General features: G+C 44.4%; 11 protein-coding genes. 10 read left to right on the top strand and 1 reads right to left on the bottom strand.

The annotated features are described in order from the left end of the window. Window positions 1–110 precede the first annotated feature (110 nt). Window positions 111–566, bottom strand: coding sequence for a DUF417 family protein (locus tag IRQ95_RS00900; RefSeq protein ID WP_194435136.1), 456 nt, complete (start codon window positions 564–566; stop codon window positions 111–113). 510 nt (window positions 567–1,076) lie between these two features. Here IRQ95_RS00900 and cadC point away from each other — a divergent pair. The 10 genes from cadC (at window position 1,077) to IRQ95_RS00850 (ending at window position 14,572) form a co-directional block, all read left to right on the top strand. Beyond that, window positions 1,077–2,687, top strand: a complete 1,611-nt coding sequence (cadC, locus tag IRQ95_RS00895) for a lysine decarboxylation/transport transcriptional activator CadC (RefSeq protein WP_194435135.1) — start codon at window positions 1,077–1,079, stop codon at window positions 2,685–2,687. A 790-nt stretch (window positions 2,688–3,477) separates the two neighbouring features. Further along, the gene (gene cadB / locus IRQ95_RS00890) at window positions 3,478–4,815 is read left to right on the top strand and encodes a cadaverine/lysine antiporter (protein WP_194435134.1); all 1,338 of its coding nucleotides are present in this window, start codon (window positions 3,478–3,480) and stop codon (window positions 4,813–4,815) included. A 120-nt stretch (window positions 4,816–4,935) separates the two neighbouring features. After that, window positions 4,936–7,071: a lysine decarboxylase CadA gene (locus IRQ95_RS00885; protein WP_194435133.1), complete on the top strand. Its 2,136-nt coding sequence runs from the start codon at window positions 4,936–4,938 to the stop codon at window positions 7,069–7,071. A 312-nt stretch (window positions 7,072–7,383) separates the two neighbouring features. After that, complete coding sequence (locus IRQ95_RS00880; RefSeq protein ID WP_194435132.1) at window positions 7,384–9,510, top strand: TonB-dependent siderophore receptor; 2,127 nt, start codon at window positions 7,384–7,386, stop codon at window positions 9,508–9,510. A gap of 178 nt (window positions 9,511–9,688) precedes the next feature. Further along, window positions 9,689–10,450: a DUF3450 domain-containing protein gene (locus IRQ95_RS00875; RefSeq protein WP_194435131.1), complete on the top strand. Its 762-nt coding sequence runs from the start codon at window positions 9,689–9,691 to the stop codon at window positions 10,448–10,450. Window position 10,451: 1 nt separating this feature from the next. Further along, window positions 10,452–11,819: a MotA/TolQ/ExbB proton channel family protein gene (locus tag IRQ95_RS00870; protein WP_194435130.1), complete on the top strand. Its 1,368-nt coding sequence runs from the start codon at window positions 10,452–10,454 to the stop codon at window positions 11,817–11,819. Then, on the top strand, window positions 11,819–12,382 hold the full coding sequence (locus IRQ95_RS00865) for a MotA/TolQ/ExbB proton channel family protein (protein WP_194435129.1): 564 nt from the start codon (window positions 11,819–11,821) through the stop codon (window positions 12,380–12,382). Before IRQ95_RS00870 ends, IRQ95_RS00865 begins: the two co-directional genes overlap by 1 nt. After that, entirely contained in the window at window positions 12,379–12,783 is a 405-nt protein-coding gene (locus IRQ95_RS00860) for an ExbD/TolR family protein (protein ID WP_194435128.1), read from the top strand. Before IRQ95_RS00865 ends, IRQ95_RS00860 begins: the two co-directional genes overlap by 4 nt. After that, a complete protein-coding gene (locus tag IRQ95_RS00855; protein WP_194435127.1) occupies window positions 12,783–13,403 on the top strand; it encodes a TonB family protein in 621 nt (206 codons plus the stop codon). Before IRQ95_RS00860 ends, IRQ95_RS00855 begins: the two co-directional genes overlap by 1 nt. Further along, the gene (locus tag IRQ95_RS00850; protein ID WP_194435126.1) at window positions 13,400–14,572 is read left to right on the top strand and encodes a tetratricopeptide repeat protein; all 1,173 of its coding nucleotides are present in this window, start codon (window positions 13,400–13,402) and stop codon (window positions 14,570–14,572) included. The genes IRQ95_RS00855 and IRQ95_RS00850 overlap by 4 nt, the downstream gene beginning before the upstream one ends. The last annotated feature ends 11 nt before the right edge of the window (window positions 14,573–14,583 follow it).

Genomic DNA, 14,583 nt, shown 5'->3' with positions numbered 1-14,583 from the left:
CCGTTTCCAATCAATAGACCTTTGAGTTAGTCGCGTTCGCGGTTGTTGCGTTAAGAAAGAGCCTGTCATGTTTAACAAGGCTCTTCGGCTAATCAAAACTTTCTCAGCTCTCAGCTCTCAGCTCTCAGCTCTCTATTTCTCTCAATCACGCTAATCGCGATCGCCAAGAACAAGATGTCTTTTACCAAGAAGAAGTTTGAAATCAAAATCCCGTCAGAGACTTTCCATGTATTTGGGGTGGTAAGCAGAAAGCTCAACGTTGCCACAAAGATAATCGCCGCAGCTATCCCTGAATAGTAGGCCACTCTTGGTTGTTTAAAGCCGACGATTAAACCGATAGCGACAACAATTTCAGTGGCACCGATGATGTTAGAAACGGTTTGTACTGACAGCACGTTATACAACCATCCCATCGCAAAATGGTTGGCGACCAAAGGTTCAATCAGTTTTGCTTCTGTAGGCGTGAATTTATAGATACCAATCCACGCTAACACGAGTGCAACCCCAAAGACACCAACGTAATACCCAACGTTACCTTGCGCTAATTTCGAGTTTTGAACGTTCATTGCGGTTCTCGGAATAGTGAACTATTTCCAAGTAGTTTGACGCAGCAATCGAGGCAGTGACTCGCTCCCGAAGGGCGAGTTTGTTTGGTTCGCATACTGCGTTAACGATTTTTGATTTAGAACCACTAGATCTTCAAATCGTAGCCTTGTCTTCAAACCAAACAATTCTCGCTGAACAAGCAGCTTGAGGTTACTTGAGTATAACCAGACATAAAAGAATAAAGGTTATAAATCTTTATAATTAACACCTTGAATGTTTGATGAAATTACTTAACAAGTGAGTCGGGCTAGCGGCACACATGACAAAACCTCAAAAAAGATAAACGCTAAATATAGGTGGGAGAAATCAAGGTTGATGTCATCGATAAATAAACTTAGTTTGCATTTTTGTTGTTCCGCTTTGATAGGTGGTTTTGCTATACAGGCGTATACTCTTGCGCTTTGGTTACACGCAGAAACTGTGCCACCTTATTTAGGGGGGCAGATGTTTCAACTAATTAAGAGTGTCGAATGGTTGGAATCTATTTTCAGATCGACGATTGGATTTTAAGCGTTGATGAAAATAAGCTTTATCGCCAAGATAGAGAAGTGTCGGTTGAGCCTAGATTAGTAAACTTGCTGCATTTTTTAGCCGAACATGCAGGAGAAGTTTTTTGTCGTGAAGAGCTTATCGAGCATGTATGGGATGGTGCCATCGTTACCGACCAAGTCGTAACGCAATCTATTTTTGAGCTGCGTAAGCTATTAAAAGATGGACGAGAAGAGCAGACTCACTATGTTGTCACTGTGCCCAAGCGAGGGTATAAGCTGGTGGCTCAAGTCGAATCCGTGCCAAGTGAGGAGTTTCATCCTCACGCTACACCCCATCAAGTGCACCACTCATCGTTGAAACACCACCAAGCGGACTCACAGAAAAATAATCGCCAGCAAGATGCGCACGACGTAGAATCAGAGTTAGAATCCGAGTCGGAAATAGCATTTCCTGCAGCGCCCCTCACACGTGCAGTGTGTCAAAATAAAATCGCGCACGCCAAGCATTCATCGAGCAAACTTAATAAGCGTTTCAAACATAATTGTTTGAATGCACTTTGGGTCAGTTTGCTGATTGCCGCAGTGGCCGTTTTTACTTACCAACAGACCAATGTACAAATTACACAAGTGATTGATTCTCATCTGGTTGAATTCAAGTTCGTTGATGAGTTTAATCAAGATACACACAGCGTAGAATTAGCTGACGGTATTGTGCAAAAACTGATGTCTGACATCACTCAGGTAACCCCTTATCGAGTTAAATTGGACCGTGTGAAGTTTACGTCAGGGAATCTTCCCGGAAAGACGATCACTGTGCGAGTTGCGAACGAATCCGGCAATCAGTTTTTAGAAGTCGAGTACATCAACAATACTTCAGAAAAAGTCTTGTTTAGTCGTCAGTATCCGTTGAGTCTGCCACATCTTAAAGCGGTGTTGCGCCAGGTGTCGACTGACTTAATGACCGCATTAAAAGTGCCGAACGCAGAGAAAAAATCCCAACTTCTCATCGCTGGTTTGCCAAACAGCTCAGAGGCGTTGAAGTTGTTAATCGAAGCTAATCACTATTTAAATGTTTCTGAGTTAGATAAGTTCCAGCATGGCGTGGCGCTACTTGAGGAAACATTGAAGATTGAACCGCAAAACAACTACGTCCAAGCTGAGTTGTTGATCGCTTACTACGCGCAGAAGTCACTCGAACCCACATTTCAATTAGATTACCCGCGTATGAGCAATCTAATTGAAGAGTTAAATGAAAGTTTGGTTGATGCAGTAGAGCCTGTTCAGCCGAGAATCTACGAAGCGTTGGCGTTGTATGAAATGCTCAACAACAACTTAGATACGGCGCACCGTCACCTCACTCAAGCAATGGAGATGCGAGATTCGGCCATGGCTTACGTATTGCTGGGTAAATATTCCGAATTGACGGGAGATTTAGACAGGGCAAGCGAGGCATATAGTGAGGCTTTCTATATAGATACCTCAATGGAGACTTATATGTTGTGTGAAAACTTGATGTTTTACACCAATCTTAAGTCACTCGATCACTCTTTGTATCGCTCTGTCCATCCATCGGTTGTCCACTTGCTTTAGCAATCAATCTCTATTTTTGTATGGTATTTCGACCCTCGCTTAGGCGAGGGTTTTTTATGCCTGCAATTGAGCTCTCCTTATTCTGGTTGTTATACGTCCACCTCCAATGGGATTTGAGTGAAGGCGAACTAACCCTTGGTTATTCGTGTTGCTCTACAGGCTGACTTACTCTAAATCAGCTGCTTAGCGTCGTATTTCAAAGTTTGTTCCAAGCGTTAGATTTGTCTTGAAGTTTAGCTTCAACCAGATAAAGACTGCCTCCTTGTGTTTCTGTCCACATCAATTCGGTAACTGAGCTTCTTGTGGTGCTGATTTGCACCGCATTGGCATCCAATCAATCACAATATTGGGAGCAAGAGGCAAACTAAGTGGCTAAAGCGATGAGGCATCGTGAAAATTATGGATTTGGTTTAGCGAAAACTTTTGTTGAATCAACAGTTTTAGACATCAAGCATAGTCGGAATAGTCACAAATGCTCTTTGGTATAAGAGTAGGGTGAAAAGTAGCAGGTTTATATAAAGTTTATGTTTTTAGGATAAATCAAATTCTACTTTTATGTTTTGTTTAAGTGGTTGTTCTATTTGGTTTTATATTGAACTTATAATCAAGTTTATATCAGGGTTATGATGATTCACTCATCATTTTATTAATAATCTCATCATTATTTCTTTCTCCAACTTTGGGCGTAATCTGCATCGCAAATCTAGCGAGGTAGGCAGATAAGTTTCTGATGACATCTCGCTAAGTAGCAAATTGAGCGTATGTGCTCGCAGAAAAACTTGGAGACGTTATGTCATCTAATACAAAGAAAATTGGTTTAATCGCCTGTACAGGTGTAGTAGCCGGTAACATGATGGGCAGTGGTATTGCCTTACTTCCTTCTAGTCTTGCCAGCGTGGGTTCTATCTCTATCTTTAGCTGGATTATCTGTCTTGTTGGTGCACTTAGCCTTGCGTTCGTATTCGCAAGACTGGCAACCAAGAACCCGCAAGAGGGGGGCCCTATTGCTTATGCAGGTGAGGTTTCCCCAGTCTTTGGTTTCCAAACCGGTGTGCTTTATTACCACGCAAACTGGATTGGTAACTTAGCAATCGCAATTACCGGCGTTTCTTACTTATCGGTTTTCTTCCCAGTATTAAACGACCCAATTCCAGCAGGTATCGCAACAATTGCAGCGGTATGGCTATTTACATTGGTTAACTTGCTTGGCGGTAGCTGGGTAAGCCGACTATGTACATTGGGTCTGGTGCTCATTCTTATCCCGGTAGTAGGCACAGCTGCATTTGGCTGGACGCACTTTGACCCAGCGGTTTACCAACAAAACTGGAACGTATCTGCGGGTAGCAACAGCCATGCTGTGATTACATCAGTACTTATCTGTCTATGGTCTTTCGTTGGTGTTGAGTCAGCAGCCGTTTCTTCAGGTATGGTTGATAACCCTAAACGCACTGTACCACTAGCAACTATGCTAGGTACCGCTATCGCAGGTTTGATTTACATTGCATCAACTCAAATGATCAGTGGTATGTTCCCTGCATCTGAAGTAGCTGCATCTGGTGCGCCATTTGCCTTGGCAACAACAGAGATCTTCGGTGGCTGGTCAGCGCCATTCGTATCTGCGTTCACTGCGTTAGCATGTTTTACTTCTCTAGGTTCTTGGATGATGTTAGTAGGTGAGGCTGGTCGCCGCGCTTCTAACGATGGTAACTTCCCTAAAATCTACGGTGAAACAGATAAAAACGGTGTGCCTAAAAAAGGTCTAATTCTAGCGTCGCTAAAAATGACTGCACTTATGATTGTGTTGACAGTATTTAGCTCTAAAACAGCACACACAGCAGACCTATTCAACCAACTAACTACTGATGCAGTACTGCTTACTATGCTGCCTTACTTCTACTCAAGCATTAACTTGATTCGCTTTGAAGGTATGACAACTCGTAATGGCTTTGTGATGTTCTTCTCTGGTATTGCATGTGTCTTCTGTATGGTCGCACTTGCAGGTGCTGAGAGCACAACGCTTGCAGCTACCTTCATCATGTCTCTAATCATCTTGATGTTCTACAGCAAAAAAGTGGGTCTAGCTCAATATGTTGAGCAACACAAAAATGACCCAGTCGCAACACACTAATTTGACGGTTCAGCACCAATATTCGCTGACTGACTAAATAACTTAAATATTCCACGGCGCTCGTATTTCTCATTGTCTTGCTAGACAAAGAGCGCCTCTTTTCGTCTTGGAGATGTCCAAATGAAACTATTCGCAATCCTAAACCACATGGGTGTTTTCTTTAAAGAAGAGCCTGTACGTCAACTTCACGCAGCGCTTGAAAAAGCAGGTTACGAAGTTGTTTACCCAGTCGATGACAAAGACTTGATCAAAATGATCGAAATGAACCCACGAATTTGTGGTGTGTTATTTGACTGGGATAAATACTCGCTAGATCTATGTCGTGAAATTAACGGCTTAAATGAAAAACTACCGGTTTACGCATTTGCTAACGAGCAATCTACACTTGATATTTCACTAACAGATCTACGTCTAAACATTCATTTCTTTGAATACGCACTAGGCATGGCTGATGACATTACAGTGAAAATCAACCAAGCAACGGAAGAGTATAAAGATGCAATTATGCCTCCGTTCACTAAAGCACTATTTAAATACGTAGAAGAAGGTAAATACACTTTCTGTACTCCGGGTCACATGGGTGGTACCGCATTCCAAAAAAGCCCGGCAGGTAGTATTTTTTATGATTTCTACGGTCCAAATACATTCAAAGCGGACGTATCAATCTCAATGCCTGAACTAGGCTCACTGTTAGACCATTCAGGTCCACACAAACAAGCAGAAGAGTTTATTGCGAAGACGTTCAATGCTGATAGCTCATACATCGTGACTAACGGTACATCAACTTCAAACAAGATCGTTGGTATGTACTCAGCGCCAGCAGGTAGCACAGTACTGGTTGACCGTAACTGCCACAAATCATTAACTCACTTAATGATGATGAGCGATGTAACGCCAATCTACTTCCGTCCAACACGTAACGCTTACGGCATTTTAGGTGGTATTCCACAAAGTGAATTTAACCGCGATGTGATTGCTGAAAAAGTAGCGAAAACGCCAGGTGCAACAGCGCCAAGCTACGCGGTTGTGACTAACTCAACTTACGATGGTTTGCTTTACAATACTCAATTCATCAAAGAGTCACTTGATTGTAAACACATCCACTTCGACAGCGCATGGGTGCCTTACACTAACTTCAACCCAATTTACGAAGGTAAATGTGGTATGAGTGGTGACGCGATGCCTGGCAAAGTGTTCTACGAAACTCAATCAACCCATAAATTGCTAGCGGCTTTCTCTCAAGCTTCTATGATTCACGTAAAAGGTGAGTTTGATAAAGAGTCGTTTAACGAAGCGTTCATGATGCACACTTCGACATCTCCTCAATACGGTATTGTTGCTTCAACTGAAACAGCTGCAGCGATGATGAGAGGCAATACTGGTCGTAAATTGATGCAAGACTCAATTGACCGCGCAATTCGCTTCCGTAAAGAGATCAAACAACTGGGTGCGGAAAGTGACAGCTGGTTCTTCGATGTATGGCAACCAGACAACATTGAAACAACCGAATGTTGGAAACTGGATCCAAAAGACAACTGGCATGGTTTCAAGAATATGGATGATAACCATATGTATCTTGACCCAATCAAAATCACACTACTGACTCCAGGGATGAGCAAAGATGGTGAGCTAGAAGAAACTGGTATTCCTGCATCGCTAGTGGCTAAATTCCTAGATGAACATGGCATTGTGGTAGAGAAAACAGGCCCATATAACCTATTGTTCTTGTTCTCTATAGGTATCGATAAATCTAAAGCAATGCAACTGCTACGCGCACTAACAGACTTCAAACGTGGATTCGATCTGAACTTGTCAGTACGCAATATGTTGCCAGCGCTATACCAAGAAGATCCACATTTCTACAAAGACATGCGCGTGCAAGAGTTGGCTCAAGCAATTCACGACTTGACCAAAAAATACAACTTGCCAGAACTGATGTACAAAGCGTTCGACGTTCTACCAGAAATGAAAGTAACGCCACACGCAGCATGGCAAGAAGAGCTAAGAGGCAATATTGAGGAGATCAAACTGGAAGAGATGGTGAATCGCGTCAGTGCGAATATGATCCTTCCTTACCCACCGGGTGTGCCTCTAGTTCTTCCTGGTGAAATGGTCACTGAAGAGTCTCGTCCAGTACTGGATTTCTTGGAAATGCTTTGTGAAATCGGCGCTCATTACCCAGGTTTTGAAACCGACATTCACGGTGTGTACCAACAAGACGATGGTAGCTACACAGTTAAAGTTCTAAAAAACTGATGAGATAGATTGATGAAACGAGTGATTACGCAATGCATGCTCCAATCACACGGCCGAAATCGTCAACTACCCGCAAATGGGAGTACACAATAAAAGCTTTTAAAGCCAAGTATTTGCATGGATAGTCCTAACATTAATGAAGACACGGAACGTCTTTTCTTCTCAAGCACGCCTCATGGCGTGCTTTTTTACATTTGTTACGAATGCAAAGAATGTAAATTTCAATGCTAATGATATTAATTATCACTTATATTCTCCCCCGAAATGAAAAGCAGTCGCAGTGGGACTGTACATAAAAAATCGGAGAATAAGATGTTTACTAAGAGTCAGCTAGCGCTTGTGATTGGCGCTGTTTTAGCTGCTCCTGCAATGGCAGAGAGTGTACAAACTGATGAGCACATGGTTGTGGAAGGTCGCGAGTATGGTTACAAAGCCGATACCAACTCAACGGCAATGCGTATGGAAGCAACCCAGCTTGAAACTCCTGGGCAAGTTGCAGTTATTGGTGAACAACTTATTGATGAACAACGTGCAAGCACGCTAGGCGACGTACTGAAAAACGATGCGAGTGTAAGCGCTGGTGGTACAGACCGTAACCGTGAGCGTTTCTCACTGCGTGGTTTTGAGCTAGATAGTTCAAGTGGCTTCCTACGTGATGGTCACCAACAGTGGTCTCACTACCGTCAACCGATCGAACTGCTTGAGCGTGTTGAAGTGGTAAAAGGTCCTTCAGGTCTACTTTTTGGTAAATCTGCGCCGGGTGGCCTAGTGAACATGGTGTCTAAAAAGCCAACTTACGATACCCAAGTTAACGTTAGCCAAGATGTAGGTTCAAACGACCACACTCGTACAGTTGTTGATGTTAGCGGTTCGCTAAACGAAGCGGAAACGTTGCGAGCTCGCGCTGTACTGGCAAAAGAGAGTTACAGCTCTTGGCGCGAATACGGTGATGGCTCAAAACCACAAACAGAACGTTTCGTCGGTGGTTTATTTGTTGATTACGACATCAACGATGATGTGATGGTTTCTGTATACCACGATTACACAAACGATGATGGTGGTGTTGATTCTGGTGCGCTATTTATTGATGGCAAGCGCTACGGCAGCCGCGATCATATCTGGGATGCTCAGTGGTCTAACATTGAAAATACCGTGGAAAACACAGGTATTACCATTAATGCGAACCTAACAGATAACTGGTCGACAACGACGGGCTTTAACTACCAAAGCTATGAGCGTTACGATGTAGAGAGTTTCCCTGATTTCGGCAAACTGGAATCAGACGGCACAGTGACTCACGGCGGTGCTGACCGTACCGATAAATGGGGTTTCCGCACAGCGTATTTCGATCTGAAAGGTGATGTTGAGTTTCTTGGTGCAGACCATCAACTATTGTTCGGTTCTAACTGGTTAGGCTACCGTTACGATCGTTACCAAGGCAGCTTGGTATCACAAAACGTAGCACCAGGTGATACCGTGGGTAGCCCTGAGTGGAATACAGGTAAGGAGCCAACAAACACTTACAGCGAATACGAAACGTGGGGTTTCTATGCGCAAGACATGATCACGCTTAATGAACAATGGCAAGTACTTGCAGGTGTACGTTTTGACCGCAAAGTCGCTGATGGTGTAGCGGAAGAGCATGTGTCTCCGAAGCTAGGCGTGATTTACCATCCAGCAGACAATGGTAGCGTTTACTTTAGCTACTCTGAAAGCTTTGAGCCGCAAGGTGTGGTGACATCGGCAAAAGGTACGGTATATACCAATGACGGTGAGTTACTTGATGCAGCTACAGGCATTGCCTATGAAGTGGGTACGAAGTGGGAACTAATGGATGGCTCGCTATTCGTATCAGGTGCGTTGTTTGATATTACGCAAGAAAACGTAATTTTAGATGTGAACAAAGGTACGATAGGTACAGGTAACGACAAGAAAACGCTGAAGTATCGCTCTCAAGATGGTGAACAACACCACCGAGGTGCAGAACTGACTGCGCAAGGTCTAGTAACGGAGTCACTAAGCATTACGGGTTCAGCGATGTACTTGGATGCTGAAATTACCAATCACTCGACTTATGCAGGTAATCGTCCGGCGGATGTGCCAGAGTTTGCTGCAAGTATCTGGTCAAGCTATGCTGCGACTGAAAACGTTGATATGAACCTTGGTCTAGTTTACGAAGGTTCGCGTTATGGTGACGAGGCGAACCTATTTAAGAAAGATGGTTATGCTCGAGTTGATATGGGCTTGGCTTACAACCTGAAGTATGATGAGAACCTTGATATTGTTGCTCGCTTAACAGTTGAAAACTTGTTTGACAAAGACTATCTAGCAGGCGGTGGCTCAACAAGCGTAAATGAAGATAACGGTAAAGTGTATGCAGAAAATGTGGTTATTGGCGAAGGTCGCAACTACATGGCTACATTGCAGGTGAAATACTAATCTGCGCCGCAGAATAGGGGGAAGGGAGACCTTCCCCCTTTAGTCGTTTGCAAAATCGATAAAAATCGTTAATATGCGTCTTAATTGTTAATGATAATATTTATCAACTAGAAATTTGGGATTTATTGGAACCTCAGTCAAAACCGTGTTTTGATTGTTAATCTAACTAACTACGATTATGAACCTACTTAAAACCAGTTTAGCTATTCTTATTGCTGCGGCGATGAGCCCGGCATTAGCATCGAACCTCGATACTGCTCAATCTATTCAAAACAAAACCAATGCCGCTTCGGCGTCTAGCCAGCAGCGCATCAACAAAAGTAATGATGCTGCGTTGTCGCTACAAGCTGAGATTGAGCAGCTACAAGAAGAAGTCAAAAACTTGGAAGTGTATCAGGTGCACCTAACGGCTTTGGTTGCGAACCAGAGTGAGGAAATGACCAGTATTGATGGTCAAATCCAAGATATCAAGATCACTCGCCAAGGCGTGGTGCCCTTGATGTACCAGATGGTTGCAGGCCTGAAAACAATCGTAGATCAAGATGCGCCAATCAAATTGCAACAGCGTCAAGAGCGCATTGCTAAGCTTGAGTCACTCATGACTCGCGCTGATGTCAGTGATGCGGAAAAATACCGTCGTATCCTAGAGGCTTACCAGATTGAAATGGATTACGGCACCAAGTTAGGCCTTTATCAAGGTCAGATCCAAATATCAGGCGAAGAACGTGAAGCGGATATTCTTCACCTTGGTCGTGTTGCACTCATTGCTCGCAGCCTAAATGGTACTAAGTTTTGGGCTTGGGACAAACAAGACAACGCTTGGGTAGAAGTCGATAGCGCAATGAAGTCTGAGCTAGATAAAGCTTATGGTGTGGCAGCGAAACAGACGGCACCAAGTTTAATCACCTTGCCGGTGTCTCTTATCGCGGAGGTGAAATAATATGAAACTGAAATTAATCGCATCACTTCTTGCCGCTAGCACTCTTTCATTCTCTACTTTTGCCAGTGCAGATCTTGTTGGTGAAGCTCGTCAAGAAAACAAGCAACAAGCACAGCATAACCAAGTACGTGAGTCAGGATTTAAAGCCACAGAACAAGAGCTTAAACAACTTAAAGCGCAGTTGGTGGCAAAACGCGATCGCTTACAAGCTAACAACGACAAATTGGCTGAAAAATTCAGTCAAAACGAAGATACACTTGCGCGTCTAGAAGAACAATTGCGTCTTGAAACCGGCAGTTTAGGTGAAGTGTTTGGTGTTGTACGTCAGAACGCGAAAGAGCTCCAAAATGAACTGAACTACTCAGTAACAGGGGCAGGTGCACAGTCATACAATGCAAAAATTGATGACATTATTGCGGCGACGACATTGCCTTCAATGCCTCAGCTAACCGCTTTATGGCAGGCGATGGATGAGCAAATCCATGCAAGCAACAAAATTGCGCAAACCTCGGTTGCTTTCATTGATGGTGAAGGTAAAAAAAGCCAAGTTGAGGCATTACGTCTAGGTTCGATTGGTCTTGTTGGTGAGCAGGGCTACTTAGCTTGGAACGGAGCTCGAGGTGAAGCGACCGCTTATATTAAACAGCCAGACAATGGCCCGACAATCGCCTCTTTGTCGGGTGTTGAGCAAGGCCAAGTGGCTAACGTAATTCTTGACCCTTCACGTGGTGTCATGCTTGAGCAATTGGCGCTTACTCCAAGCTTAAAAGATCGCCTACAAGCGGGTGGTGTGGTGGGTAACATTATCCTTGGTCTACTCGCGATTGGTGCAATCATCGCCTTGGTTCGTGGTGTGAGTTTAGCCGTTGCTCGTCAGAAAATTCGTGCACAGTTGAAGAAACCAACTGAGCCGGGTAACAACCCATTAGGCCGTATTCTAGCGGTGTACAGTAAAGAGCAGAATCGTACAGTAGAAGCGTTAGAGCTTCGCTTGCTAGAAGCGGTTGTCGATGAGCAAACGAGCTTAGAGCGTGGCTTGTCGATGCTGAAACTATTAGCAGCGCTTGCGCCAATGCTAGGTCTACTTGGTACCGTAACGGGTATGATCGAAACATTTCAAGTGATCACTCAGTTTGGTAATGGCGACCCGAAAGTGATGGCGGGTGGTATCTCAATGGCTCTTGTAACCACGGTGCTGGGTCTTGTTGCGGCAATGCCGCTGCTACTTGCGCACAATGTATTGAGTTCGCAAGCTGAAAGCATTCGCAATATCCTTGAAAAACAAGGTATTGGCCTAGTGGCCGAGCAAGCTGAAAAAGCAACATTGGTTAAGAGTGATAAACCACAAGCAGTGGAGAGCGCTGCCTAATGTCTTCACTGTTTTCCCTATCATGGTTACCAAGCAGCCTACAGTCGAGTGACTGGCTGCTTTCGCTGCAAAGCTTTATGGAGCAGGGCGGTCAGGTGCTTTGGTGGTTAGGTGCAGTGGTATTAGTGAGTTGGGTTTTGGTGGTAGAGCGCGTGATTTTTCTCTACTTCCATTATCCTAAGTTGCGCGCTGGCTGGCTTAGTCAGTGGCATGCCAGAGCGGAGCAACACTCATGGTATGCCTTGTCGATTCGCGATAGCTGGATCGCTCAAGCGCATATGGCGCTAAACCAAAACCTAAATATGATCAAAGTACTTGTGGCTATCTGTCCCATGCTTGGGCTACTTGGTACGGTGACAGGCATGATTTCCGTGTTTGATGTCATGGCTAACCAAGGCAGCAGTAACCCGAAATTGATGGCTTCAGGTATTTCACTTGCCACACTGCCAACCATGGCTGGTATGGTCGCCGCTTTGGCTGGCATGTTTGTACACGCTCGATTAGCAAAAGCATGCCAACTTCGAGAAATTAAACTAGAAAAATCTTTAAGGAGTCAGCGATGAGACTCGGTAGACGCCAACATAAACAAGAAGAGGCGCAGATCGACCTTACTTCGATGCTTGATATTGTATTTATCATGCTGATCTTCTTTATCGTAACCAGTTCGTTTGTGCGCGAATCAGGCGTTGAAGTTAACCGCCCACAAGCGTCAAATGTGGTGAGCCAAAAAGAGGCCGGTATCTTTGTTGCGATAACCTCAGCGAACGATATCTACATTGATAAACGCGTTGTCGACGTAGAGCGAGTGCAAGCAACGCTAGAGCATCTACTATTGGATAAGCCAGATGCATCGCTTGTTATTCAAGCAGATGAGCATGCTTATAGTGGTACCGTTGTAAAAGTAATGGATGCTGCGAAAGGAGCAGGGGTCAAGAATATCGCTTTGGCCGCGGAGAAGAAGTAGTGATTCGAATCTTACTCTCTTTACCTATTGCAGGCGCGATTGCTTTGGCGCTATTTAGCTTTATGGCTTGGATGGTAGATAACGGTCACCGCCGTGCGCCTGAGGCGAGTGAAGCGGTGAGTTTCAACATGGTCATGATGGAAACTGAGCAGGAAGTACAACGTCGTCAACGCAGTGTGCCTGAGCAGCCTAAGCCACCAGAAGTGCCTGAACAGATGGAGGTGTCGCAAGCTCGCGCTGAGACCGCAAGTGTGTCGCCAATGGCAATGCAACCAACGTTAGGGCTTGATACTGCCATTGATGGCTTGGCTGTAAGCGCTCCGACGTTTGGCGATTTTGGTGTTAACCAGCAAGCAATGCCACTTTACCGTGTTGAGCCTCGTTACCCAGCCAAAGCACTGCGTCGTGGTGCTGAAGGTTTTGTGGTGCTGAAGTTTACGATTGACCCAACCGGTCGCCCAACTGACATTGAAGTGGTAGACGCAAATCCACGTCGTATGTTTGAAAAAGAAGCCGTACGTGCTTTGCGTAAGTGGAAATATCAACCGAAAGTGGAAGATGGCAGTGCGCTATCGCAATTTGGTCAAACGGTTAGATTGGAGTTTAAGTTAGCAAAATGATTAAACGTACACTCTTGATCAGTTTACTCAGCTTGAGTGCTTTTAGTTCTGTTGCGGCAGAATTAAGTCAGTACACCGCTGTGCGCGTACAAAAAGCCAATGAAATGGCTCAAGACGAGCAATTTAAACAGGCGATTACTGCACTTAAAGCAATTGATACCTCACGTGCTTATGACCAAGCTTTTGTCGCGCGCATGCTGGGCGTTTTTTATTGGCAAGACGGTCAAGCAAAAAACGCAATTAAGCAGCTTCAGTTTGCGGTTGATTCAAAGCAATTGCAGGATGAGCAAGCTTGGACAACCCAGAAAATGTTGGCGGATTTACTGTTAAGTGATCAGCAGTTCAAAAAGTCTTTGCCACACTATTATCAGTTGACTAAGCAAGTACCAGGCAAGCAAAAAGCTGACGAGTTATGGCTAAGAATTGCTCAAGCACACTATCAAATCAGTGAATGGAAACAGGTTATTCCCGCGGTTGATAAGTACCGTCGTTTTCAAAGTAAGGATGAGCTTCAACCGCTGTCGCTTAAGTTAGGTGCGCAGTTGCAACTCAAACGTTGGAAAGATGCGATACCGACATTGGAACGCTTAATTGTTCTTCAGCCGGAAAAAATCAACTGGTGGCGTCAATTGGTGAGTTTACAGATGCAGGTTAACGACAATAAAGGTGCATTAGGCACGTTAGCGTTAGCAAAGCAGCAAGGTTTAGCTTTATCACAGCAAAATCGTAAGCTTTTAGCTCAGCTTTATGCTCAACGTGGTATTCCAGAACGTGCAGCAATTGAGATAAGTGAACTTGATGACGCACGTAGCGATCTTGATCTTATTGTTACTCAAGCCAGCTACTGGCAACATGCACGAGAGTGGAATAAAGCGCTAGCTCAGTGGAAAGTCGCTGCTAAACATAATGCGAAATACCACTGGAATGTGGCTCAAATCATGGTGCAAGAAGGCCAATACCAGAATGCGCTAGTAGTGCTTGATAAAGTAAAAGGACGTGGCGAAGAAGTGGCATTGGCCAAAACCCGTGCTTATTACAAGCTAAACCAACTTGAGCGTGCGTTGATTCAAGCAAAAAAAGCAGACAATATTGAAAGTACTAACCAATCGAGGGGTTGGATTAAATACTTGTCACAATTGCGTAAGGTAAGCGAGCAACAAGCTGGATAACCGAAGTGCTA

The sequence above is a fragment of the Vibrio fluminensis genome, assembly GCF_015278125.1.
Classification (GTDB): Bacteria; Pseudomonadota; Gammaproteobacteria; order Enterobacterales; family Vibrionaceae; genus Vibrio; species Vibrio fluminensis.
Note: the sequence above shows the minus strand (reverse complement) of the source record. Positions and strands in the feature narration are given on the sequence as shown.

Excerpts from the sequence above, each read along its gene's own strand:
- IRQ95_RS00900 (WP_194435136.1), bottom strand. The coding sequence starts at position 566 with ATGAACGTTCAAAACTCGAAATTAGCGCAAGGTAACGTTGGGTATTAC.
- cadC (WP_194435135.1), top strand. The coding sequence starts at position 1,077 with ATGGTTGGAATCTATTTTCAGATCGACGATTGGATTTTAAGCGTTGAT.
- cadB (WP_194435134.1), top strand. The coding sequence starts at position 3,478 with ATGTCATCTAATACAAAGAAAATTGGTTTAATCGCCTGTACAGGTGTA.
- IRQ95_RS00885 (WP_194435133.1), top strand. The coding sequence starts at position 4,936 with ATGAAACTATTCGCAATCCTAAACCACATGGGTGTTTTCTTTAAAGAA.
- IRQ95_RS00880 (WP_194435132.1), top strand. The coding sequence starts at position 7,384 with ATGTTTACTAAGAGTCAGCTAGCGCTTGTGATTGGCGCTGTTTTAGCT.
- IRQ95_RS00875 (WP_194435131.1), top strand. The coding sequence starts at position 9,689 with ATGAACCTACTTAAAACCAGTTTAGCTATTCTTATTGCTGCGGCGATG.
- IRQ95_RS00870 (WP_194435130.1), top strand. The coding sequence starts at position 10,452 with ATGAAACTGAAATTAATCGCATCACTTCTTGCCGCTAGCACTCTTTCA.
- IRQ95_RS00865 (WP_194435129.1), top strand. The coding sequence starts at position 11,819 with ATGTCTTCACTGTTTTCCCTATCATGGTTACCAAGCAGCCTACAGTCG.
- IRQ95_RS00860 (WP_194435128.1), top strand. The coding sequence starts at position 12,379 with ATGAGACTCGGTAGACGCCAACATAAACAAGAAGAGGCGCAGATCGAC.
- IRQ95_RS00850 (WP_194435126.1), top strand. The coding sequence starts at position 13,400 with ATGATTAAACGTACACTCTTGATCAGTTTACTCAGCTTGAGTGCTTTT.